This is a genomic window from Thermomonas paludicola (assembly GCF_024498955.1).
GTDB classification, from domain to species: domain Bacteria; phylum Pseudomonadota; class Gammaproteobacteria; order Xanthomonadales; family Xanthomonadaceae; genus Thermomonas; species Thermomonas paludicola.
This window is the reverse complement of record NZ_CP093311.1, coordinates 69,986-92,484: the sequence shown is the minus strand read 5'-3', so window position 1 is coordinate 92,484 and position 22,499 is coordinate 69,986. Positions and strand designations below refer to the sequence as shown.

18 protein-coding genes are annotated in these 22,499 nt (G+C 67.0%); 10 read left to right on the top strand and 8 right to left on the bottom strand.

Annotated features, from left to right (window positions below):
- The first annotated feature begins 27 nt into the window (after nt 1-27).
- The 4 genes from LIW09_RS00415 to LIW09_RS00400 are packed head-to-tail and all read left to right on the top strand — an operon-like array spanning nt 28 to nt 4,850.
- Entirely contained in the window at nt 28-1,209 is a 1,182-nt protein-coding gene (locus LIW09_RS00415; protein WP_256646030.1) for an SPFH domain-containing protein, read from the top strand.
- A gap of 56 nt (nt 1,210-1,265) precedes the next feature.
- Complete coding sequence (locus tag LIW09_RS00410; RefSeq protein WP_256646029.1) at nt 1,266-3,110, top strand: ABC transporter ATP-binding protein; 1,845 nt, start codon at nt 1,266-1,268, stop codon at nt 3,108-3,110.
- A 55-nt stretch (nt 3,111-3,165) separates the two neighbouring features.
- Nucleotides 3,166-3,447 carry a DUF2782 domain-containing protein gene (locus LIW09_RS00405; RefSeq protein ID WP_256646028.1) on the top strand — a complete coding sequence of 94 codons (282 nt, stop codon included), beginning with the start codon at nt 3,166-3,168 and terminating at the stop codon, nt 3,445-3,447.
- Between the two features lie 11 nt (nt 3,448-3,458).
- Nucleotides 3,459-4,850 (top strand): phospholipase D-like domain-containing protein, encoded by a 1,392-nt coding sequence (locus LIW09_RS00400; protein WP_256646027.1) that lies wholly within the window; start codon nt 3,459-3,461, stop codon nt 4,848-4,850.
- A 132-nt stretch (nt 4,851-4,982) separates the two neighbouring features.
- Here the strand turns inward: LIW09_RS00400 and uvrD are convergent, their stop codons facing one another.
- On the bottom strand, nt 4,983-7,187 hold the full coding sequence (gene uvrD / locus LIW09_RS00395) for a DNA helicase II (RefSeq protein ID WP_256646026.1): 2,205 nt from the start codon (nt 7,185-7,187) through the stop codon (nt 4,983-4,985).
- Nucleotides 7,188-7,393: 206 nt separating this feature from the next.
- On the opposite strand from uvrD, the gene LIW09_RS00390 reads away from it, so the two are divergent.
- A complete protein-coding gene (locus LIW09_RS00390) occupies nt 7,394-8,857 on the top strand; it encodes an MFS transporter (RefSeq protein ID WP_256646025.1) in 1,464 nt (487 codons plus the stop codon).
- A gap of 91 nt (nt 8,858-8,948) precedes the next feature.
- Nucleotides 8,949-9,671: a glutathione S-transferase N-terminal domain-containing protein gene (locus tag LIW09_RS00385; RefSeq protein WP_256646024.1), complete on the top strand. Its 723-nt coding sequence runs from the start codon at nt 8,949-8,951 to the stop codon at nt 9,669-9,671.
- Nucleotides 9,672-9,730: 59 nt separating this feature from the next.
- Here LIW09_RS00385 and LIW09_RS00380 read toward each other — a convergent pair whose 3' ends face one another.
- Entirely contained in the window at nt 9,731-12,043 is a 2,313-nt protein-coding gene (locus LIW09_RS00380; RefSeq protein ID WP_256646023.1) for a S9 family peptidase, read from the bottom strand.
- A gap of 115 nt (nt 12,044-12,158) precedes the next feature.
- Between LIW09_RS00380 and LIW09_RS00375 the strand changes: the two genes are divergently transcribed.
- The 4 genes from LIW09_RS00375 to aroE all read left to right on the top strand — a co-directional run bounded on the left by LIW09_RS00375 (nt 12,159) and on the right by aroE (nt 15,431).
- On the top strand, nt 12,159-13,154 hold the full coding sequence (locus tag LIW09_RS00375) for a chorismate transformation FkbO/Hyg5 family protein (RefSeq protein WP_256646022.1): 996 nt from the start codon (nt 12,159-12,161) through the stop codon (nt 13,152-13,154).
- A gap of 69 nt (nt 13,155-13,223) precedes the next feature.
- On the top strand, nt 13,224-13,472 hold the full coding sequence (locus LIW09_RS00370; RefSeq protein WP_256646021.1) for a hypothetical protein: 249 nt from the start codon (nt 13,224-13,226) through the stop codon (nt 13,470-13,472).
- A 30-nt stretch (nt 13,473-13,502) separates the two neighbouring features.
- A complete protein-coding gene (gene hemB, locus LIW09_RS00365; RefSeq protein ID WP_256646020.1) occupies nt 13,503-14,504 on the top strand; it encodes a porphobilinogen synthase in 1,002 nt (333 codons plus the stop codon).
- Nucleotides 14,505-14,600: 96 nt separating this feature from the next.
- Nucleotides 14,601-15,431 carry a shikimate dehydrogenase gene (gene aroE, locus LIW09_RS00360; protein WP_256646019.1) on the top strand — a complete coding sequence of 277 codons (831 nt, stop codon included), beginning with the start codon at nt 14,601-14,603 and terminating at the stop codon, nt 15,429-15,431.
- A 48-nt stretch (nt 15,432-15,479) separates the two neighbouring features.
- Here aroE and LIW09_RS00355 read toward each other — a convergent pair whose 3' ends face one another.
- From LIW09_RS00355 to LIW09_RS00330, 6 genes are all read right to left on the bottom strand, one after another.
- Nucleotides 15,480-16,418 (bottom strand): TonB family protein, encoded by a 939-nt coding sequence (locus LIW09_RS00355; protein ID WP_256646018.1) that lies wholly within the window; start codon nt 16,416-16,418, stop codon nt 15,480-15,482.
- A 119-nt stretch (nt 16,419-16,537) separates the two neighbouring features.
- Nucleotides 16,538-17,839 (bottom strand): DUF58 domain-containing protein, encoded by a 1,302-nt coding sequence (locus tag LIW09_RS00350; RefSeq protein ID WP_256646017.1) that lies wholly within the window; start codon nt 17,837-17,839, stop codon nt 16,538-16,540.
- The gene (locus LIW09_RS00345) at nt 17,836-18,828 is read right to left on the bottom strand and encodes an AAA family ATPase (RefSeq protein ID WP_256646016.1); all 993 of its coding nucleotides are present in this window, start codon (nt 18,826-18,828) and stop codon (nt 17,836-17,838) included. Before LIW09_RS00345 ends, LIW09_RS00350 begins: the two co-directional genes overlap by 4 nt.
- Nucleotides 18,825-19,958, bottom strand: coding sequence for a DUF4350 domain-containing protein (locus LIW09_RS00340; protein ID WP_256646015.1), 1,134 nt, complete (start codon nt 19,956-19,958; stop codon nt 18,825-18,827). Before LIW09_RS00340 ends, LIW09_RS00345 begins: the two co-directional genes overlap by 4 nt.
- Nucleotides 19,955-21,520 (bottom strand): DUF4129 domain-containing protein, encoded by a 1,566-nt coding sequence (locus LIW09_RS00335; protein WP_256646014.1) that lies wholly within the window; start codon nt 21,518-21,520, stop codon nt 19,955-19,957. The genes LIW09_RS00340 and LIW09_RS00335 overlap by 4 nt, the downstream gene beginning before the upstream one ends.
- Nucleotides 21,510-22,499, bottom strand: coding sequence for a stage II sporulation protein M (locus LIW09_RS00330; RefSeq protein WP_256646013.1), 990 nt, complete (start codon nt 22,497-22,499; stop codon nt 21,510-21,512). The genes LIW09_RS00335 and LIW09_RS00330 overlap by 11 nt, the downstream gene beginning before the upstream one ends.

The window sequence follows — 22,499 nt, the reverse complement described above, 5'->3', positions numbered from 1 at the left end:
TTGTCGTAGTGTAGAGCGTTACTCCCCATGAAGAACGTGATCGCGCCGGCGCTTGGCATTCATGCCAGACAACTTTCACGGAACAAAAGCACCATGCACTCGACATCATTTGAACTGGCAAGAAGATATTTGATTGACGATCTGGATGCGTCCATTGAGGCCGACTCACATCTTCACAAAATTCTCGAAGCACGCACGAAAAACAAGTCCTGCACCGAAGATGAAATCACTTACCTGCGCAGCAATGAATTGCATGCACTTGCAGGCCTTATCAAAGGCGATGTTTCCTGGGCGCAGTACAAGCAAGCCGCCGCAATCGAACGGGAACGCCGTGTCGCACTGATTCGAGAAGCAGAAGCCGAGGCCAAGCGCGTTCGAGACGAGGCACGACGACTGAAGCAGGAAGAGCTTGAGCGAAAACGACAGCTTCGTCTTGAGGCCCAAACGAAAGAAGCCGCGCTGCTGGCACAGCGGGAAGCGGAGCGCATCGCCTATCTGAGCAGCCCCGAATATATCGCACAGCAGAAAGAGCAGGCGATTCTCCGGAAATATGGCGTCGCATCTCCACCAAAAGAACAGGATCGTCAGCAATTTTGGGGGATTTTCGAAAAACTGGAATCCAACACGCGGCTTGAAGGTGCGGATGCCGCCTGGCTGATCGGCATGAAAGGAAGGTATGGCTTGGAAGGTGCGATTGCCGCACATCACCGGCTCGAAGCGGATTTCTGTATCGCCGAGTTCAAGCGCACCAGCGATCCTTGGCAAGCAGTCAATGCCAGTGGTCATTTGCGCAAATGCAACGCTGCCAAAGAAGCCAATGAACTTCTCGCAACGCTGCATCCAAACCGACTGAAGCACCCGAAACTGCACTCAGCCGTCCTCACGACGCATGGCGGAGCCAAGCGTGATCTTGGGAATCTTGATGCGGCCCAATCAATGGGCGAGAAAGCCCATGCGCTGCAACGTGAGAACTTCCGGCCCTGCACTTTGCTTGGTGCGGTGCATATCGAACAGCGGAACTACGAACTTGGGCATGAGTGGTATCGCAAGGCAGAGGAGCGTGGCGCGACGTCCGGCAGCATCCAAGCCGAAATCCAGACCTTGCTGAAGAACATGACCGGGAAAGAGCGTGAGGCTGCCATCAAGGAGCTGCTCCGAATCGACCGGGAACGCTATGGCTGGCTCGCATCCGTACAGAAGCAACAGTAGCTCGAATGACGGGCAAAGCCGGCAAAATACGTATCCGACTGCACGAGTCCTGAGCCATGCTGCGCTGGTTCGAAACCCGCCTCGACCCGTTCCCCGACGCCCCGCCCACACAGCCGCCAACCCGCCTGTATGCATTTTGCCGGCACTACACGCGCGGCGCGGAGCGCTGGCTGCTGCTGATGGCGGCCACCACCGCGCTGATCGCGCTGGCGGAAGTGGCGCTGTACGCCTACGTCGGCAAGCTGGTGGACCGGATGAACGCGCTGGGCGTCAGTGGCTTTTTTGCGGCGGAAGCCACCCGCCTTGGCTGGATGGCAGCACTGGTGCTGGTTGGATTGCCGGCGCTGGTCCTGCTCAATTCACTGGTGCAGCACCAGACCTTGCTCGGCAACTTCCCGATGCGGATCCGCTGGAACGTGCATCGCTACCTGCTGCGGCAGTCGATGGGGTATTTCCAGGACGAGTTCGCCGGCCGCATCGCCACCAAGCTGATGCAGACCTCGCTGGCGGTGCGCGAAACCGTGGTCAAGCTGTTCGACATCGGCAACTACGTGCTGGTGTACTTCGGCGGCACCTTGCTGGTGGCGGCCAGCGCCGACTGGCGGCTGATGCTGCCATTCGCCGGCTGGCTGGTCTGCTACGGCCTGCTGATGCGCTGGTTCGTGCCGAAGATGGGCAAGGTCTCGCAGGACCAGGCCGATGCGCGCAGCACCATGACCGGCCGCATCGTGGACAGCTACACCAACATCGCCACGGTCAAGCTGTTCTCGCATTCGCGGCGCGAACAGGCCTATGCGCGCGAGGCGATGGACGGTTTCCTGGCCACCGTTTACGGGCAGATGCGGCTCGCCACGCGCGTTTACAGCCTGCTGTATGCGTTGAACATGGCACTGTTGTTCTCGGTGGCCGCGCTGGGCCTGTGGCTGTGGACGCAGGGCGCCGTCAGCACCGGCGCGGTGGCGGTGGCCGCGGCGCTGGCGCTGCGGCTGCTGGGGATGTCGCACTGGATCATGTGGGAGCTGTCCGCGCTGTTCGAGAACATCGGCACCGTGCACGACGGCATCAGCTCGATCTCGCTGCCGCCGACGGTGGACGATGCACCGGGCGCGCCCGCGCTGCCGGCGGTGCGCGGCGATGTCCGCTTCGAGAACGTGGCCTTCCACTACGGCAAGGGCAGCGGCGTGATCGAACACCTCGACCTGCACGTCGCGCCGGGCGAGAAGATCGGCGTGGTCGGCCGCTCTGGCGCCGGCAAGTCCACGCTGGTCAACCTGCTGCTGCGCTTCCATGACGTGGAAGCCGGGCGCATCACCATCGACGGCATCGACGTTGCCAGCGTGCAGCAGGATTCGCTGCGCGCGCAAATCGGTGTCGTCACCCAGGACACCTCGCTGCTGCACCGCTCGGTGCGCGAGAACATCCTCTACGGCCGCCCCGATGCCAGCGAAGCGGAGCTGCTGGACGCGGCGCGCCAGGCCAACGCCGACGGCTTCATCGCCGAACTGGCGGATTCGCACGGCCAGCGCGGCCTCGATGCGCAGGTGGGCGAGCGCGGCGTGAAGCTGTCCGGCGGCCAGCGCCAGCGCATCGCCATCGCCCGCGTGCTGCTGAAGAACGCGCCGATCCTGGTGCTGGACGAGGCGACCTCGGCGCTGGATTCGGAAGTGGAGGCGGTGATCCAGGAAAACCTCTACCGGCTGATGCAGGGCAAGACGGTCATCGCCATCGCACACCGGCTGTCCACCATCGCGGCGATGGACCGGCTGGTGGTGATGGACGCCGGATGCATTGTGGAAACCGGTACGCATGAGGAACTGCTCTCGCGCGGCGGCCTGTACGCGCAACTGTGGAAGCGCCAGTCGGGCGGGTTCCTGGAACTGGATGCGCAGGCGCGGCCCTGAGCCGCTTGCGCCGGGCTTCGCGCATACTCGTTCAACTCCCCGGAAGGACCTCACCATGCGTATCGCACTTGCCACCGCCCTGACCCTGCTGCTGGCCGCCTGCGCCACCGCTACGCCCGAGTCCACCTTGCCCAAGGATGCGGTGCCGGTTACCCGCACCGAATCCAATGGCGACGTGATCACCGAGTATCGGGTTGCCGGATCGCTGACGATGGTGAAAGTCACCCCGGCGCGCGGCGTGACCTATTACATCTACGACCGCAACGGCGACGGCATCATCGACGAGCGCGACAGCAAGGGCGGGCCGATGACGTATTACAAGCTGTTCAGCTGGTAAACGGAGCGGGCATGCCGCTCGCGCTCTCCCCCGCCGCCGTCGATGCGCTGCCGCTGCTGCATGCGACAGCGGTGGCCACGGGGTTGCTGCTGTACGTGGCGCTGACCCATTCCGGCCGCCAGAGGCGCTCGCCCGCGTCGGCGATGGCGTGGGTGATCGCGCTGGTTGCCTTTCCCTACCTGGCGCTTCCGGTCTATCTGCTGTTCGGCTCCCGCAAGCTGGCGCACGCGCGCGCCAGCGAGGATCCGCCGCCATCAACCACGCCGGCCGGCGATGCCCCGTGGGCAGCGACGCTGACGCGCGGGCTGGACCTGCCACCCGAGCGACGCTGCGCAGCGATCGCCATTGACACCGACGGTCCAGGCGCCCTGCAGGCGTTGCTCGCGCTGCTGGATGTCGCAACCCGTAGCATCGACATCGAGATGTTCATCTTCCGCGACGATGCCGTCGGCCTGCCCGTTGCGGAAGCCCTGGCGCGCGCCCGCACGCGCGGCGTGGCGGTGCGCGTGCTGCTGGACGGCGTGGGCGCGTTCGCGGGACGCCGCCGCAGCCTGCGCATGCTGCGCGAAGCGGGCGCGACGATCCGCTGGTTTTCGCCGCTGCGGCTGCGCCCGCAGTTCGCCCGCGACAATCTGCGCAACCACCGCAAGCTGGTTATCGTCGATGACCGCGCGCTGTGGAGCGGAGGCCGCAACCTGGCGCGCGAATACTTCCTCGACGCGCCGGATGCACCGGCGTGGCACGACCTCAGCATCGTCGTCGAAGGCGGCATCGTGATCGACGCCATCGCCGGCTTCGCCCGCGACTGGGCGTTGGCCGGCGGTGAACCCGCGGCGGCGGCGCCCCCCACGCCTGCTGCTGCCGGCGGGCCGCTGGCCCAGCTGCTTCCCAGCGGCCCTGACCGTCGCAACGACACCGCCTACGACCTGTTCCTCGGCGCCATCCATCGCGCCGACGCGCGCGTGCTGCTCGTCACGCCCTACTTCGTCCCCGACGACGCACTGCAACTGGCGCTGGTGCTGGCCGCACGGCGCGGCGTGCAGGTCGAATTGCTGCTGCCGGCGCGCTCCAACCACGCGCTGGCCGACATCGCCCGCCAGCGCAGCCTGCGCGAACTGGCCGCCGCTGGTGCGCGCATCCACCTGCTGCCGCGGATGGTGCACGCCAAGGCACTGGTGATCGATGCGGGCTTCGCCAGCTGCGGCTCGATCAACTTCGACGGCCGCAGCCTGTTCCTGAACTACGAACTCAATGTGCTGTTCCACGACGCCGTGCAGATCGAGGCGCTGGCCGGGTGGTTCGCAACGCGGCGCGCCGAATCGTCGGCCTATGTGGCGCGCGCACCGGGCTGGTGGCGCGACGTGGGCGAAGGACTGGTGCGGTCGGTGGGGTTCCAGTTGTAGACGCGCATTGCGCCTCGAACCATCACCTGGTTGAAGGCGGGGATCCGGCTTTTGTCTTCGATTTTCGTGACAGGCCGGCAACGCGAGACGCTGGATGCCCGCCTTCGCGGGCATGACGGACAAGAGATGCCTTCACGCCGGCGTCAGGTTCGCATACGACAGCACCAGCCACTTGCTGCCCACGTCCTCGAAATTCACCTGCACGCGCGCGTGCGCGCCGCTGCCCTCGACGTCGGTGACGAAGCCGGTGCCGAAGGTCGGGTGGCGCACGTTCGCACCCACTCGCACGGGGGAGGCCTCCAGCGCGGCGTGGCCACGGTCGCGCGGAACGACGCGGTTGCCCTGCGGGTAACTGCCGCGAGGGTGGAAGGCTGCGGCTTGCGGTTTCGGGCGGATGTCGCGCAGCAGGGCCTTCGGGATCTCGCGCAGGAAACGCGACGGCAGGCCGTACATGTCGCTGCCGTGGAGGCGGCGGGTTTCGGCGTGCGAGAGCACCAGCTGCTGGCGCGCGCGGGTGATGCCGACATAGGCCAACCGGCGCTCCTCGGCCATGCGGCCGGGCTCTTCGGCCGAGCGCATGTTGGGAAACAGGCCTTCTTCCAGCCCGACCAGGAACACCAGCGGGAATTCCAGCCCCTTCGCGCTGTGCAGGGTCATCAGCTGCACCCCGTCTTCGCCGGCATCCGATTGGCCTTCGCCTGCCTCCAGTGCGGCATAGCCGAGGAACGCCACCAGCTCCGGCATCCCCGCCGCATCGTCTTCGTCGCTGCGTGAAAAGCGCGACGCCACGGAGACCAGTTCGTCGAGGTTTTCGATCCGCGACTCCGAGTCCAGCCCGCCGCGCCCTTCCTTCGCCCAATGGGCGCGCAGGCCGGAACGGCCCAGCGCATGTTCGGTTTTTTCGGCCAGTGTCATCCCGGCCGTTTCGCTGCCAAGCAGATCGATCAGCGCGATGAATGCGGCCAGTGCATTGCGCGCGCGGGCAGCCAACGCAGAGTGTTCGCATAGCCGGCGCGACGCGCGCCACAAGGATTCACCGTGCTCGCGGGCGGTCCGCCTGATGTCGTCCAGGGTGCGATCGCCGATGCCGCGGGTCGGCGTGTTCACCGCGCGCTCGAACGCTGCATCGTCGTCGCGGTTGGCGATCAGGCGCAAATAAGCCAGCGCGTCCTTGATCTCGGCGCGCTCGAAGAAGCGCATGCCGCCGTACACGCGATACGGCACCTGCGCCGCCAGCAGCGCTTCTTCGAACGCGCGCGACTGCGCGTTGCTGCGATAGAGGATGGCGGCGTCGGCATGCGCGCCGCCGTCGTGCACCCATTGACGGATGCGTTCCACCGCATAGCGCGCTTCGTCGATTTCGTTGTAGGCGGCATACAGGTCGATCTGTTCGCCGTCGCCGGCATCGGTCCAAAGCTTCTTGCCGAGACGGTCTTCGTTATGCGCGATCACGGCGTTGGCGGCGCCGAGGATGTTCGCCGTCGAGCGATAGTTCTGTTCCAGCCGGATGGTTTGCGCGGCGCGGAAGTCGTGCAGGAAGCGCTGCACGTTTTCGACCTTCGCGCCGCGCCAGCCGTAGATGGCCTGGTCGTCGTCGCCGACCACGAACAGCTGGCCCGTATCGCCGGCCAACAGGCGCACGAAGCCGTACTGGACGGCGTTGGTGTCCTGGAACTCGTCCACCAGGATCTGCCCGAAGCGGTGCCGGTAATGCGCCAGCAGCGCCGGGGTGTCGCGCAGCACTTCATGCGCGCGCAGCAGCAGCTCGGCAAAATCCACCAGGCCGGCGCGGTCGCAGCGCGTCTGGTATTCCTGATACGCACGCAGCATGACGTTCGCCCATTCATCCGCTTCCGGCTGGATGTGCTGCGGGCGGCGGCCCTCATCTTTTTGTGCGTTGATCCACCACGCCACCTGGCGCGGCGGAAAGCGCGCCTCGTCCACTTCCAGCGACTGCAGCACGCGTTTGACCAGGCGCTGCTGGTCATCGGAATCCAGCACCTGGAAGGCTTCGGGCAGTTTTGCGTCCTGCCAGTGCAGGCGCAGCAGGCGATGGGCGATGCCGTGGAACGTGCCGATCCACATCCCGCGTGGTTCGCCGCCCAGCTGCGCGGCGATGCGCGCGCGCATCTCGCCGGCGGCCTTGTTGGTGAAGGTCACCGCCAGGATGCCGTGCAGCGGCACGCCGATGACCTCGTGCAGCCAGGCGATGCGGTGGGTGAGCACGCGGGTCTTGCCGGAACCGGCGCCGGCGAGGACCAGATAATGGCCGGGCGCTGCGGACACGGCCTCGCGCTGGGCCGGGTTGAGCCCGTCGAGAAGGTGGGAAACATCCATCGCGCCATTCTACCGGCCTGCCCCGGCGCAAGGTTGCCGGCTGGATGGCGGGGCAGCGGTCGCAGAATCTTCCAGGAAATCGTTTGCAGCGACGCGCTGGCTATGTACAGGCTGCCTGCGCGGCTGCTGTACTGCAGGGACGGGGGAGTGGGGCGTTTTGCGTCGCGGCCGCCCGTTCACCACCCCACTCCAGCCGGCGGATACCCATGACACACCAACAAACCCGATGGTCGCAGTTCGGCGTTCTCATCACGGTGTTTTTTTTCTGGGGCTTCGTCGCTGCCAGCAACGACATCCTGATCCCGGTGTTCAAGAAGGCGTTCGACCTGACCCAGGCACAGAGCCAGCTGGTGTCGGTCGCCTTTTACGTGGCCTATACGGTGGGCGCGCTGGTTTACTTCGCGGCCTCGCGGCTGATCGGCGGCGACGTGTTGAACCGGCTGGGTTACAAGAACGGCATCTGCCTGGGCCTGCTGGTGTCCGCGCTGGGTTCGCTGCTGTTCTATCCCGCCGCCAACAGTGGTTCGTTTGGCCTGATGTTGTCCGGCCTGTTCATCGTCGGCCTGGGCTTCTCGCTGCAACAGATCGCCGCCAATCCGCTGGCCATCGTGATGGGCAACCCCGCCACCGGCGCGCAGCGGCTGACCCTGGCCGGCGGCATCAACAATCTGGGCACCACCGTGGGCCCGCTGCTGGTGAGCATCGCCATCTTCGGCAGCGTGGCTGCCGGCGGCACCACCGCCAGCATCGAGAGCGTGAAGACTCCCTATCTGGTGCTGGGTGCGGCATTCGTGCTGGTGGCGCTGCTGCTGAAGTTTTCCTCGGTGCCCAATCACATCGACCTGGAGGAAGTCGCCAGGGAGGAAGCCCTGGATGCCGGCAAGCTGGCACATGCCACCTCCGCGTTTGCGTATCCGCAGCTGGTGCTGGGCATGCTGGCGATCTTCGTTTACGTCGGCGTGGAGGTGTCCACGGTCAGCAATTTGCCGGCTTATCTGGAGTTGCCGGTCGGGCAAGGCGGGCTGGGGCTGGAGACATGGATGATCGCGCCGTTCGTGTCGCTGTATTGGGCCAGCCTGATGATTGGCCGATGGACCGGCGCAGCCGGGGCCTTCGAGGTCGGCGCGGGCGTGCGCCGGCTGCTGATGTTGATCCTGCCGTTCCTGGCGTTCGCCGTGTATCTGGCGGTGAATGCCATCGCCAGTCACGACGTCACCCAGTTCTACGGCTATGCCGGGGTGATCATGGTGATGATCGCAGCCACCTTGCTGAGCCGCGGCAATCCCGCGCGGATGTTGCTGTATTTCGCGCTGTGCGGGATCGCGGCGCTGCTGGTGGGCATGTTCAGCACCGGCAAGGCCAGCACCATTGCATTCATCAGCGTGGGCCTGTTCTGCAGCACGATGTGGCCGTGCATCTTCGCGCTGGCCATCACCGGGCTTGGCCGCAACACCAACCAGGGCAGCAGCCTGTTGATCATGATGATCATGGGCGGCGGCATCGTCAGCTGGCTGCAGGGCGTGCTGGCCGACCGCGTGGGCGTGCACATGAGCTTCTGGATCGGCGTGGCCTGTTTCGCCTATCTCGCCTTCTACGCGCTGCGCGCCAGCGTCCATTTGCGCCGGCAGGGCATTGACCTGGACTCGCTGGCCGCCAGCGGAGGGCACTGAAGGAGGGCACTGAAGAACGCAACGCCGTGTTGTCGCTGCTGCAACGCGCGCGGCGCTAGAGTGGCGTTCCCCACGCACGGAGCGCGAACGCATGATCGACCTCTATTACTGGCCCACGCCGAACGGCCACAAGATCACCCTGTTCCTGGAAGAAGCCGGCCTTGATTACACGATCAAGCCGGTTGACATCGGCAAGGGCGCGCAGTTCGAACCGGGCTTCCTGGCGATCTCGCCGAACAACAAGATGCCGGCGATCGTGGATCATCACCCCACTGACGGCGGCGCGCCGATTCCGGTGTTCGAATCCGGCGCGATCCTGCAGTACCTGGCCGCCAAAACCGGGCGCTTTACCGGCGTTGCCGACGGTGCGGACGCCGCATCCGCGCTGCGCCAGCGCATTGTCGTGGACGAGTGGCTGTTCTGGCAGGTGGGCGGATTGGGCCCGATGGGCGGCCAGTACGGCCACTTCCACGTGTACGCGCCGGAGGTGATCCCGTATGCGCGCGAGCGCTATCGCAAGGAAACCGAGCGCCTGCTGGGCGTGCTGGACAGGCGGCTGGACGGCCGTGCGTTCGTCGCCGGCAGTGCATACAGCATCGCCGACATGGCCATTTATCCATGGGCCAACAACCCGTATGCCAAGGCGCCGCTGGACATGGCGCCGTTCGCCAACCTGCGTCGCTGGCTGCAGGACGTGGCGGCGCGCCCGGCCACGCAGCGCGCCTACGCGCTGGCGGCGCAGGTGAACCCGGCCGCTGGCAAGCCGCTGTCGGACGCGGAAAAGACCGTCCTGTTCGGGCAGGGCGCACGCTGACGCCGGAAACGACGACGGCGCCCTGTGGCGCCGTCGTGCGTGTGCCGGGTTGACGCTGCTCAGAATTGCGGCTTGAGCTCGAATTCCCGCGGCGGCTCGGCGCCCAGCAGGTTCTTCACGAAGTAGTCCCAGCGCCGGCGCATGACGTAATAGCTGTCCATGCCATAGCCGTGATGCGCGTGCGGCAGCAGCAGCAGGTCGAAGTCCTTGTTGGCCTTCATCAGCGCGTCGACCACCTGCAGCGTGGACTGTGGCGGCACGTTGTCGTCCATCAGGCCGTGCAGCAGGAACAGTTTGCCCTTGAGGTTCTTCGCCTGCGAGGCGTTGTCCTGCCCGCTGTAGTTGCTGCCACCGTCCGGCTTTTCGTCCAGCAGGCCGTGGTAGCGCTCGGCCCAGTCGTCTTCATAGGTCAGGTTGTCGTGGTTGCCGGATTCGGCGATGCCGACCTTGTAGATGTCCGGGTAGCGGAACATCGCCGCGGCAGTGGCATTTCCGCCGCCGGAATGGCCCCACATGCCGGCGCGGGCGGTGTCGATCCACGGATGGCGTTCACCCAGTTGCTTGAGTGCTGCCACCTGGTCGGGCAAGGTGTTGTCGGCCATGTTGCCGTACCACGCATCCTGGAACGACTTGCTGCGCAGCGGCGTGCCCATGCCGTCCACCGCGATGACGATGAAGCCCAGTTCCGCCAGCGCCTGATGGTCACCGTGGGCGGCCACGAAGCTGCGGCTGCGCACCGAGCCGACCTGCGGGCCCGGATAGATGTAGGTGATGATCGGGTACTTCTTCGACGCATCGAAGTTGGACGGCTTGAACATCTGGCCGTACAGGTCGGTCTTGCCGTCGCGGGCCTTGACCGTGAACGACGCCGGCGCCACCCAGCCGGCGGCCTTGAGGCGGGTCAGGTCGGCATTCGCGAGTTCCGCTACCTGCTTGCCGTCGCCATCGCGCACGACCGCGACTGGCGCGGTGTCGATGGTGGAATGAACATCGACGAAGTACTTGCCGTCTTCCGACGCGGTGATGGCGTGGTTGGCATTTTCCGGAGTGAGCAGCTGCACGCTGCCGTTGTCGATGCCGACTTTGTAGTAGTGGACGAAGTACGGGTCACGCCCCGCTTCACGTCCCACGCCGCGCAGCCAGAGGGTGCGCGAGGCGGGATCGAGGTGGGCGATCTGGGTGACGTTCCAGTCGCCGGAGGTGATCTGGCGCTTTTCCTTGCCGGTGGCCAGGTCGTGCAGGTACAGGTGGCCCCAGTCGGATTTCTGGCTGAACCAGATGAATTCGTTGCTCTCCGGCAGATAGCGCCAGTTCACCGAATCCAGCGCGGGCGCGGCCTGGTACTGGGTGGCCACGGTTTCGCGATACACATCGCGCACCTTGCCGGTGGCGGCGTCGGCGACCCGCAGCTGCGCCCACTTGTGGCCGCGGTCGCTGCTGACGAAGGCCAGGCTGTTGCCGTCCTTCGCCCACTGCACGTCTTCCCACCCGTTGCCGCAGACGATGTCGTCGGCGCAGGTGGAGCGATGCTGGTCGGGCTGCATTTGCAGGCGGATGAGCTTCGGCGTTGCCGCCGACAGGTCGATGATCACCCGTTCGATCATCGTCACGTCCTTGTCGCCGGCGAACGGGTACTTCCACTGCTCGACCTTGGGCGCACCGACGTTGGTACCCACCAGCGTCATCGTGCTGGTCTTGCGCTGGTCCTGCTGGAAGGTGGCGATCTTGTGGCCGTCCGGCGACCACACCACCACGGCGCGGTCATCGTGCTGCCAGCCGGCGTTGTCGGTGGCGTAGCCATAGTCGGGCTTGCCGTCGAAGGTGAGCTGGGTTTCCTTGCCGCTGGCCAAATCGCGCAACCACAGATTCCAGTCGCGGATGAAGACCGCACGCGTGCCGTCCGGGGAGGCACTGCCCGGCTCGTTGCCGCTGCTGGCCACGGGGGCCGCGCTGCAGCCGGCATCGCTGCAACGGTAGTTGCCGGACGGGAGGTTGATGACGGTGGCGGCGCCCTCGCGCTTCACCCCCAGCACCATCAGCTTGTCGGCATCGGCCGGGCGGCCCTTGCCGGCGGCGGCAAGATTCATGGCGTCGGCGAGCGCCTTCTGGTTGAACGCGGGCTGCGACTTGCCGCTGCGCGGATCGAAACGCAGCCAATGGGTCTTGCCCTGCGTGGTCTTGCCGAACACCAGGCTGTCATCATCCAGCCAGTAGCTGGCGCGCACATTGTCGTCCACCAGTGGCGAGGTGCGGTCGCCCAGCATGCTCGCCGCGCGCTCGTAATCGGCGCGGGTGACGTGCACCGCCTGCGCCTGGGCCATTCCTGCGCCACTCACCAGCAACGCTCCCACCAGCCAGTATTTCGCATCCATCCCGATCCTCGTCGTGGTTTCGCCATGTGGCAGCGGCCGATGCTAACGCGGCCGGGCAAACCGTGCCCGTGCCGATGGTCGGGGCGATGGCGCGCCGGGGTATCATCCGCATCCGATGTTTTCGCCTCCCGAGTCACCGCCGTTCCTTGCCGCTGCGCTGCGCGTCCAGTATCACGCTGCGCCGCTCGACGCCCTGTTGGCCGATGCCCGGCTGCTGGCCGTGTTCGGCTTTGGTGCGACAGCCCCCACGACACATGCCGACCCGCGCTACCTGCACGTGGCACTACCGGCGCAGGGGCACGCCCCGCTGGAATGCTGGTATGCCGAACAAGCCGTGCGCAGCGGGCGTGAGGACGGCATCGCCTGGGCCGAGGCTGGCGGGTTGCGCTTCGGCGCGCTGGAGATCGCCGACGACGGCGACATCGAACGCGCGGCAGCCGACGGCTATGCGCGCCTGCAACGCTGGCTGGCGCACAGCGACCATCCGCATCCCCTGCGCATCTGGAACTATCTGGATGCCATCACCGCAGGCGACGGCGACGGCGAGCGTTACCGCCGCTTCTGCGTGGGCCGCGCGCGTGGCATCGGTCGCGCGCTGGCGCCGGAAGAACTGCCGGCCGCCACTGCGATCGGCCAGCCTGAGCCCACCGGCCGCTTCCAGTTGTATTGGCTGTCGTCGGTGCGACCCGGCACGCCGCTGGAAAACCCGCGCCAGGTGCAGGCCTGGCGCTACCCGCGCCAATACGGCCCGCAGCCGCCCGGCTTCGCCCGCGCGCTGCTGCCGGCGTCGACGCCGATGCCGCTGCTGCTGTCGGGCACCGCTGCCGTGGTGGGGCATGCGTCACGGCACGCCGCCTTGCTGGACGCGCAGCTGGAGGAAGCCTTGGCCAATCTGGACGCGCTCATCGGCATCGCCCGCCTGCGTCGCCCCCAGCTGCCGACGCGATTGGGAGAAGGGTCGCGCCTGAAGGTCTATGTGCGCGACGCCGACGCGTTGGCGCAGGTGGACGCGCTGTTGCAAGCACGCTTGCCGCAGGTGCCGCGGATCGTGCTGCACGGCCACGTCTGTCGGCGTGAACTACTGGTGGAGATCGACGGTAGCCACGCCTGACGCGCTTGCATTGTGCGATGACATCCTGCATATCGTGGGCATTCCCCACACTGCGGAGTCACGCGACACATGGGCATCATCAGTCTGATCTGGGGCATCGTCGCCCTGCTGTGGATGTTGCTGGCGTTCATCCCGCTGCTGGGCTGGGGCAACTGGTTCATGATTCCGTTCGCGGCAGTCGGCGCCATCATCGCCGCCATCGGCATCGCGGTGACGTCTGCCGGCAATCGCGGCCGCGCCAAAACCGGGCTGCTGCTCAACGTGGTGGCGATCGTGATCGGCGCGTTCCGGCTGATGATGGGCGGCGGCCTGATCTGACCGGCGCATGCCGGGCGTAAAATGCGCGGCATGACCCTGCCTACCGCCAACCAGTTCCCCGTCCGCCCGCGACGCATGCGCCGCGACGATTTCTCGCGCCGGCTGATGCGCGAGCACGTGCTCACCGCCAATGACCTGATCTACCCGGTCTTCGTGCATGAAGAAAAAGGCCGCGCGCCGGTCGGTTCGATGCCCGGCGTGGAGCGGCTGTCGATCGACGAACTGCTGAAGGTCGGCGAGCAGGCGCTGGAGCTGGGCGTGCCGGTGCTGGATCTGTTCGGCGTGCCGGACCCGGATGCCAAGACCGCCGATGGGCGCATCGCCTGGGACGAGAACGGCATCATCCCGCGCGCCATCCGCGCACTGAAGGCGCGCTTCCCCGAACTCGGCGTGATGAGCGACCAGGCGCTGGACCCGTACACCACGCATGGACAGGACGGGCTGATCGACGAGACCGGCTACATCCTCAACGACGAGACCATCGAAGCGCTGGTGAAGCAGTCGCTGGTGCATGCGGACGCCGGTGCGGACATTCTCTCGCCCAGCGACATGATGGACGGGCGCATCGGCGTGATCCGCAACGCGCTGGAAGCGGCCGGCTTCATCCACACCCGCATCATGGCCTACAGCGCCAAGTACGCCAGCGCCTTCTACGGCCCGTTCCGCAGCGCTGTCGGCAGCGCCGGCAGCCTCGGCAAGGGCAACAAGTACACCTACCAGATGGATCCGGCCAATTCCGACGAAGCCCTGCACGAGGTGGCGCTGGATCTGGCCGAAGGCGCCGACATGGTGATGGTCAAGCCGGGCCTGCCGTACCTGGACGTGCTGTACCGGGTGAAGCAGCAGTTCAAGCGGCCCACCTATGCTTACCAGGTCAGCGGCGAGTACGCGATGATCAAGGCCGCCGCCGCCAACGGCTGGATCGACGAGAAGCTGGTGGCGATGGAAGCGCTGACCGCGTTCAAGCGCGCCGGCGCCGACGGCATCCTCACCTACTTCGCGCTGGACGTGGCAAGGTGGTTGCGAGCGTGACGTGCTCCTGCCCCCTCCCTCGCGTCGCAGGGGTGGGCTGGGGAGGGGTGCTGTTGCGCTGAAGGACGACTCACCACAACGGACAGGGAGAATTCCATGCAGCGCTACGCCGTTTTCGGATCGCCCATCGCACATTCGCAGTCGCCGCGCATCCACGCCGCATTCGCCAGGCAAACCGGCGTTTCGATGGACTACGTGGCGGTTGAAGCGGGCCACGGCGACTTTGCGGCGAAGCTGGCCGCCAGTGGCGTGCAGGGTGCCAACGTCACCCTGCCGCTGAAAGAGGATGCGTTCGCGCTGTGCGCCGAGACCAGTTCGCGCGCGCAACGCTCCGGCGCGGTCAACACGCTGCTCCGCGCGGGCAGCGGCTGGCACGGCGACAACACCGATGGCGTTGGCCTGGTGCGTGATTTGACCGAACGTCACGGCCTCGACCTGCGCCAGCGCCGCGTGTTGCTGCTGGGCGCTGGCGGCGCCGCGCGCGGCGTCGCGCCGGCCTTGCTGGATGCCGGCATCGGCGAACTGTATGTGGTCAATCGCACGCCCGCCCGCGCCGATGCGCTGGCCGATGCCATGGGCGAGCCAGGCCGCGTCCACGCGCGCGGCTGGGACGCGCTGCCGGCGCTGGGCGGCTTCGACCTGCTGGTGAATGCCACTTCGGCGAGTCGCGGCGGCACGCTGCCGGCGCTGCCGATGGGATTGGCGGCGCCGCGCAGCGCCGCAGTGGACCTGAGCTATGGTGAAGCAGCAGTGTCCTTCCTCGCCTGGGCCCGCGCCGCCGGCTGCAGCCACGCGGTGGATGGGCTGGGCATGCTGGTGGAACAGGCGGCGGAAAGCTTCCTGCTCTGGCACGGCGTGCGCCCGGAAACGGAGGCCGTGTACGCGGCACTCAGCGGGCAGGGTGATGCGCTGGTGACGGCGGATTGAACGGCGGCGGCAAGCCGCCGCCCTCGCATCAGGAAGCAGGTCCGGTGATCAGAGCGCCCGGCCCAACATGCTGCGGTCGCTCAGGCGGAACGGCGTGCCGCCCGACACCTGTTCGCTGTCGTTGAGATCGGATACGCCTACGACCTGGTTTCCATCTTTCCCCATGAGCCACGGTGCGGGAAGGTTGGGGCCACGGAATTCGTAGCGCCAGTCGCCTGCAAAAGTCTCGCCTTTGTCCTTCTTCGGAAGATTCATCACGAATTTCACCGGCATCCTCACGGTGAGGTCTTCGTTGTCCAACGCAGCGGGGGCGCTGGCTTCGATGGTGAACGTCCAGCGCTGCGCCGCTCGCATCGATTCCTTTTCCAGCAGCGCCCGCGCCTTGTCCAGAATCTCCGACCTGCCCTTGATGTTGAACAGGCTGGACTGCGCGACGAAGGCCTCCGCCACCGTGCCGTCAGGATTGAGCCGCAGATTGAGCAGCACCAGACCCTCGACGCCGGCGCGCATCAGCCCCACCGGATAGCCAGGCGGTTGCAGCCGCTTCGCCGATACCAGCACCAGCGCTTTTACTTCCTCCCCCACCGGCGCGATGCGCTCGCCCGCTTCGGCGGCGGCGCGTTCGGCAGCCTTGGCCGCCGCAAAGTCCTCCTTCGTCAGCGGCGCAAACACCACGTTGTCGAGCTTCACTTCGTATCCGCCCGTCACTTCCGATGCGGCCAACGTGATGCGCATTGGCGTCCTGGCCCTGACCGGCCGGCCGCCTTGCTGCATCGGTACCAGCTTCCAGGCCGGGATTGCCTTTGCCAGCATCTGCTGAAGTTGCGGATCGAGTTTCGTGCGCAGCGTGTATGCCTCGACCTCGCCCTGCGTGCCGACGACCAACTCGCCATCCACCCGCATCGTCATCACGCTCTCGCCGGCCGCCTGCACCGCCAGCCGGTCTTCGGCCTGCGCGCCAGCGCACGCGAGCAGCAGCGCCAACATCCCCACCTTCAACATGCGCATCCCCATCTCCCCGATTGTCGGCTTCGCCCCCGCGAAGCCGGATCATGCCACGCGTGGAATCGCTGGCGCGCACTGCCCGCCATGCGCGGCAGGAACGCCTACAGCCGGCCCTCTCGCTTGATCGCCAAATAGCGCTCCACCAGCGCGCCCGGCAGCTGCGTGCAGGTCACGTCGAGGACGCCGACGCGCTGCGCGCGAAGCGCATCATGGGCGGTTGCGCGCTGCTCCAGATAGCGCGCGGCAGCGGCCGCGCGCAGGGCACTGCGCGGGTCACGCACGTCCTCCTCCAGCACTGCGTCAAGCGCCTCTTCGCGCAGGCTGGCCACCACCACGTGGTGCCGTTTCTGCAGCATGCGCACCGCGATCAACAGGTCGTCGATGTCTTCATCGCGCAGGTTGGTCACCAGCATCACCAGGCTGCGCCTCGGCTGCCGCAACGACAGCTCGGTCGCCAGCGCAAGGTAGTCGGTCGCCACCGGTTGCGGCTGCAGGTCGTAGCTGGCGCGCAGCAGCACGTCGATGGCGCCCGGCCCGCGCTGGGGCGCTACCCAGCGGTCTTCGCCGCCGCTGGCCAGCAGACCCACGGCATCACCTTGGCGCAGCGCAAGGAACGACACCACGAGCGCGGCGTCCAGCACGTGGTCGAAGTGGGTCAAGTCGCCGTCACGCGCCAGCATGCGCCGGCCGGTATCGATGACAACCAGCAGCTGCTGGTTGCGTTCGTCCTGGTATTCGCGCGAGATCAGCCGGCGCATGCGTGAAGTCGCCTTCCAGTCGATCTGGCGCAGGCTGTCGCCGACCCGGTAATCGCGCATCTGGTGGAAATCGGTGCCTTCGCCGCGCCGCCGCCGGATATGCGCGCCCACCGCGCGCGATGCCTGATCCGACCCCAGCAGCGCCAGCGTTGCCAACGGCGCGAAATTCGGGAACACGCGCACCTGTTGCAGGGCGCCGATCACGCAGGTGCGTCGCCATAGCCGCCACGGGGAATACAGGCGCAACTGCACGCCATCCAGGCAGGCATCACCGCGCGCAGTCGGGCGCAGCCGGTAATCGAGCCGGGTCGCGGACTCCGGCGCCAGCGATAGCGTGCGCGGCAGGCCGGAGGCGATCCAGTCGCCGGGATGCAGGTCGTGCACATCCACCCGCAGGGTGCGCGGGCCGTTGTCCAGCACCAGCGTGACCGTGCGCTCCATGCCGACAGCGAGTGCATCCGGCAGCGTGCGCGTGACTTCGGGGAAGGCGTAGCGGCGCACGCGCCAGGCATCGATCAGCGCCAGCAGCAGCAACGCGCTGCCGCAGCCCCACCAGGCGGAGACCGGCAGCAGGCCGAAGCTGGCGGCAATGCCTGGCATCGCCCAGCCCATGCACAAGGCCGGTAGCAGGGGCGCAGGCCTCACTGGCGCGGTGCTTCCACCTTGGCCAGGAGCGCGTGCAGCACCGCATCGGCGGACTGCCCTTCGATCTGCAACTCGGGGGCCAGCGCGATGCGATGCCGGAGCGCCGGCTTGGCAATCGAACGCAGGTCGTCCGGGGTGACGAAGTCGCGCCCGGCCAGCGCCGCCTGCGCCCGCGCTGCGCGCACCAGGGCAAGACTGCCGCGCGGTCCCGCGCCCAACGCAATGCCGGGCCATTTGCGGGTAGCGGCGGCAATGCGTACGGCGTAGTCCAGCACGGCCGGATCCACGCGTACCGCTGCCGTGGCCTGCTGCATCGCCTGAATGTCGCCGCCGCTGGCCACCGGCATCACCCGGGCCAGGTCGAATTCGGCAGCCACCCGGCCGTCGCTGACCGCAGCCACCATGCGCTTTTCGTCCTCCAGCCCGGGGTAGCCGATCAGCACCTTCAGCAGGAAGCGATCAAGTTGCGCCTCGGGTAGCGGATAGGTGCCTTCCAGTTCCAGCGGATTCTGCGTGGCCAGGCACATGAACGGAGGCGGCAGCGGGAAACTCTTGCCTTCGATGGTCACCTGCCGCTCCTGCATCGCCTCCAGCAGGGCGGACTGGGTCTTGGCCGGTGCGCGATTGATTTCATCGGCGAGCAGAAGGTTGGTGAACACCGGACCCTTGCGCACTTCGAAACGCTCCAGCTTCGGGTCGAACACGGCATGGCCGCTGATGTCGCCGGGCATCAGATCCGGGGTGAACTGCACGCGCGCCTGCGCGCAGCCGATCGCCTGCGACAGCGCCCGCACCAGCAGCGTCTTGCCGAGCCCAGGCACGCCTTCCAGCAGCACATGGCCGCCGGCCAGGAGCGCCACCAGGACCTGTTCCAGCACGTCATCCTGGCCAATGAAGGCCTTGGCCACCTCATCGCGGATGGCGTTGGCGCATCCGCCCAGCGCGCTGGCGTCGGGTGCGGTCAGGGGAGTTGCGGCATCGACGTTCATAGGCGTTTTCCCAGGGCGATCAGGCGGGCAATGCGGAATCGGAATTCGAACAGGGTTGTCGGTGGGCGCGAGTCCAGAATGGAGCGCACGCTGCCGGCATCCAGGCCAAGCCGAGCCGCCAGCAACGTGGCTTGTTCGCTGCCCTCCAGTGCAGCGGCAAGCGGATCGCGGCGGCGCAGGCGGGCCAGGACTGCGGCGCGCATCGACCGATGCAGGACGGCAAGCTTGCCGTAGCGCAACAGGTGCTCGCCGCTGGCATCGACATGTTCGAGCAGCGAGCGTCGCGGCTGCAGTGGCGATGGCAGCAGCGGCCCAAACCGCTGCGCACGCATCCACAACCACGTCGACAGACCCAGCAGAAGGGGCAGCGCGGCCATCCAGCCGTGTTCAAGCAGCAGGCGCCACAGCGGCGGCATGTTGGCCGCATACACCAGGTGCACGGTGCCGCGGCCCCAGTTTGGTGCAAGCACCTGGCGCACAAAAAGCGCGTGGGTGCGTTCGCGCAGGGCTTCGTTGCGCAGCATCGCCATGTCGGCAAGCACATCCACCGTGCCCTCGCCATGGGCGAAACGGGCGTACACGTAGCCGTTGTTCCCGTTGCGCCACGCCGCCAGCGGATGTGCATCGGCGCGCAACATGAAACGCGGGCCTTTGCAGAATTCCTTGTGCAGCGACTGCCCGGGCACTTGCAGGTGTACGCAACTGGGCCACAGCAGCGTCGTCTGCATGGGAAGGCGGGCAGCCAGGGTCGCGTTGCCGCGGGTCTTGTCCTTGCCCGGGGCATCCCAGGCCGGCATGCGCAAAATCAAATGCCCGCCTGCGTTGGCAAACGCGAACAGGCGATCGAGTTCACGGGGCGCCAGCGTGCGCGGGTCGGCGTAGACCACCACGGTGTCACGACGCGCCAATGGCACCGCGTCCAGTTGCAAATGTTGCCGCGATTGCGCCGGCTGGCCTTCGGCCCGCAATACCTGCCGCAGCGCGTACAGCGGGTTGTAGGCAGCTTCGCCGGCGAGCGGCAGTTTCTGCACTTCCTCCACGCGCTTGTATTGGGCGAAGAACCACGCGAGCAGCGCGCCCAGCAGCAGCGCGGACAAGCCCCAGACCGCCGCATGTTGGCTGCGGCTCATGCCGGCCACCCGAAGCGCGCGCCCAGTCGCTGCAGCAGGTCTTCGAATTCCTCGGCAGCCGGCAGACGCCCGGCATACGCCGCGTATTGCCACGCCCGCACCATCTGCGTGAAAGCGCTGCGGTCTTCTTCGTCGCGCAGCGCACGTGCCGTGCGCAGGCAATCTGCTTCGGTGGCGCCGGGCACCAGCACGGCGCCGGTGCGCGCCACCATCGCCTCCACGCTGGCGCGATACAACAAAGCCAGCGCGCGGCGCTGGCGCCCTTGCGCCCACAGCGCCCGCAGGCTGTCCGCCAGTTGCGCAGGCAAGGCATCCTCATCCGCATGCAGCTGAACCCGCGCCGGGGAGGCATCGACCACCGGCAAGCGCTTGCCGGTGCGCAGCCACGGCAGCCAATGTTTGCGGGTGCGCAGCAGCAGGAGTGCCAGCAGCGCCGCCAGTCCCCACAGGCCATATTCGCCCACCAGTCCCAGCAACGTAGCCAGCGCGTTCATCAGCGGATTGTCGAGGCGGTGCTGCGGCCTTGGCGCATCACGCGGCTGGCGCGGCACCCAACGCGTGACCTTGCGGGTGGGCGACAGCAGCGGGTCTTGCCAGGCACGCTCGACGGCGGCATCCAGCTGCGGGTCGTGGATCACGTCTGCGAACACGTCCGGCAGGCAATCCGGCAGCGGCTGGTCGGCCTGCTGCATGCTGGGCGGGTGGTCGCCTTCGCAGGGATTGGCGGTTTGCGGCTGGCCTGGCCCGGCCTGTACCGGCCCCGGCAGGCCCAGCGTGAGCACGCACACGCAGGCCAGCGCGCCCAAGGCCTGGATGGCGCGTGCGCGCATGCGCCGGAATGCGATCTCCACGTCCCAGGCCTCGAGCTGCGTGCGCCGGTCGAGATAGATGCCGAAGCCGGCGCCGATATAGAACGGCTCGATCACGCTGCTGGCCATCCACAGCACGGCATTGATCGCCACCAGCGCCCATTGCGGCGGCTCCTGCGAGATCAGCGCCCAGGCGGCGCGCGTCGATTCAGACATCAACTCCACCGGAACGAACAGCATTGCCAGCGCAAAGGTTGCCAGCGTCAGCACCAGTTCGAAGTTGGCGCAGGCCAGGGTCAGCAGGACCGCATTGCCGCGCACCGAGCCACCGATCACCCGCCGTCGTTGCGCGGGGTGCGCTCCGCCTTCCAGAAGATCCACCGGCAGGTACAGCGCGCGTGCCGGTCCCAGCCGCCGCCACAGCAGATAAGCCGGCATCCATCGCCAGCCCCAGCGCCATTGCGCGACCACGGTTTCGCGCACGCGCGGAGCGTCGCCAAACACGGCGCGCGACAGCACGAACAGCGGGATGCGGTCGAATGCCGGCTTCAACCACCACATTGCCAGCGGGGCCAGGCTGGCCAGCCCGAATGCAACGGCCAGCGCGTTGATCGCCGCGAACACCGGCAACGTCACCGCCAGCCACGGCAGCCAGATCGCGCGCGCGTGCCGGCGCACCAGCGCGCCGCCCAATTCCATGGCCTCCCACGGCGAGCGCGGATGCAACTCCACGCGCAACTGATCAGCGCGCATTGCGATCCTTTCCGCCGCGCCACAACCACAGTGCCACCAGCAGCCAGAGCGCGCCGGCCACGCCGAATTTCACGGAGGCGGGAAGCCAGCCGATGGAGGACCAGAACGCTTCGATGAATGCCGCCATCAGCAGCATCGCGAACACGCCGAGGCAGAGTCGCGCGCCGCGCCTGCCGTCTTCGACGAGCGCATCGACGCGCCGGCGGCGACCGGGAACCAGCAATGCCAGGCTCAGCCGCAGTCCCGCGCCACCGGCGATGACGATGGCGCTCAGCTCGAATGCGGAGTGTGCCGCGACAAAGCGCCAGAACGGATCGCCCAGCCCGGCGTTCTGCAGGTGCGAGGCCACCATGCCGATCATCACGCCGTTGAATGCCACCGCCAGCACCGGCCCGATACCCGCCAGCAGTCCACTGGCATAGGTGCGCAGGCCAATGCTGATGTTGTTGAAGATGTAGTAGCCAAACATCATCCAGTCGGTGCCGGACTCACGCCCAAGCTTGTTCGCCGCGACCGCATACATCGATTCCATCTGCGCGATCTGCTGCGGGCTCATCAGCGCATGGATCAGTTCCGGCTTGACTTGCACCGCCACGAAGCTGGCCAGCAGCGGCAGCAGGAACAGCAGCAGGGATGCCCGCATCACCCCGGCTTCGGCACGCACCAGGCAGGGAAAGTCGGCCAGGAAAAATTCGAAGGCGCGCCGCCAGTGCGGCAGCGGGGGCCGATACATGGCGTTGTGGCCGCGCTGCATCAGCGCCTGCAGTTGCGCCACCAGTTGCGGGCTGTAGCCGCGCCGGCGCGCCAGTGCAAGCTGTTGGCACAAGCGCCGGTATGCCACCGGGACGTCTTCGTCCGGCAGGCCACGCCAGTTGCGATCAGCGCGGGCGCGACGCGGCTTGGCCGCGCGTGCATCCAGCCACTGCGTGAAGTCGGCCCATTCCTGCCGGTGCCGGGTGATGAACAGTTCCTGCCGCAT

Coding starts and splice junctions, on each gene's coding strand:
- uvrD (WP_256646026.1), bottom strand. CDS start 7,187: ATGGATGTTTCCCACCTTCTCGACGGGCTCAACCCGGCCCAGCGCGAG.
- LIW09_RS00410 (WP_256646029.1), top strand. CDS start 1,266: ATGCTGCGCTGGTTCGAAACCCGCCTCGACCCGTTCCCCGACGCCCCG.
- LIW09_RS00390 (WP_256646025.1), top strand. CDS start 7,394: ATGACACACCAACAAACCCGATGGTCGCAGTTCGGCGTTCTCATCACG.
- LIW09_RS00370 (WP_256646021.1), top strand. CDS start 13,224: ATGGGCATCATCAGTCTGATCTGGGGCATCGTCGCCCTGCTGTGGATG.
- LIW09_RS00380 (WP_256646023.1), bottom strand. CDS start 12,043: ATGGATGCGAAATACTGGCTGGTGGGAGCGTTGCTGGTGAGTGGCGCA.
- LIW09_RS00330 (WP_256646013.1), bottom strand. CDS start 22,499: ATGCGGCAGGAACTGTTCATCACCCGGCACCGGCAGGAATGGGCCGAC.
- LIW09_RS00340 (WP_256646015.1), bottom strand. CDS start 19,958: ATGAGCCGCAGCCAACATGCGGCGGTCTGGGGCTTGTCCGCGCTGCTG.
- LIW09_RS00335 (WP_256646014.1), bottom strand. CDS start 21,520: ATGCGCGCTGATCAGTTGCGCGTGGAGTTGCATCCGCGCTCGCCGTGG.
- LIW09_RS00385 (WP_256646024.1), top strand. CDS start 8,949: ATGATCGACCTCTATTACTGGCCCACGCCGAACGGCCACAAGATCACC.
- LIW09_RS00415 (WP_256646030.1), top strand. CDS start 28: ATGAAGAACGTGATCGCGCCGGCGCTTGGCATTCATGCCAGACAACTT.
- LIW09_RS00355 (WP_256646018.1), bottom strand. CDS start 16,418: ATGTTGGCGCTGCTGCTCGCGTGCGCTGGCGCGCAGGCCGAAGACCGG.
- LIW09_RS00405 (WP_256646028.1), top strand. CDS start 3,166: ATGCGTATCGCACTTGCCACCGCCCTGACCCTGCTGCTGGCCGCCTGC.
- LIW09_RS00345 (WP_256646016.1), bottom strand. CDS start 18,828: ATGAACGTCGATGCCGCAACTCCCCTGACCGCACCCGACGCCAGCGCG.
- LIW09_RS00400 (WP_256646027.1), top strand. CDS start 3,459: ATGCCGCTCGCGCTCTCCCCCGCCGCCGTCGATGCGCTGCCGCTGCTG.
- hemB (WP_256646020.1), top strand. CDS start 13,503: ATGACCCTGCCTACCGCCAACCAGTTCCCCGTCCGCCCGCGACGCATG.
- aroE (WP_256646019.1), top strand. CDS start 14,601: ATGCAGCGCTACGCCGTTTTCGGATCGCCCATCGCACATTCGCAGTCG.
- LIW09_RS00375 (WP_256646022.1), top strand. CDS start 12,159: ATGTTTTCGCCTCCCGAGTCACCGCCGTTCCTTGCCGCTGCGCTGCGC.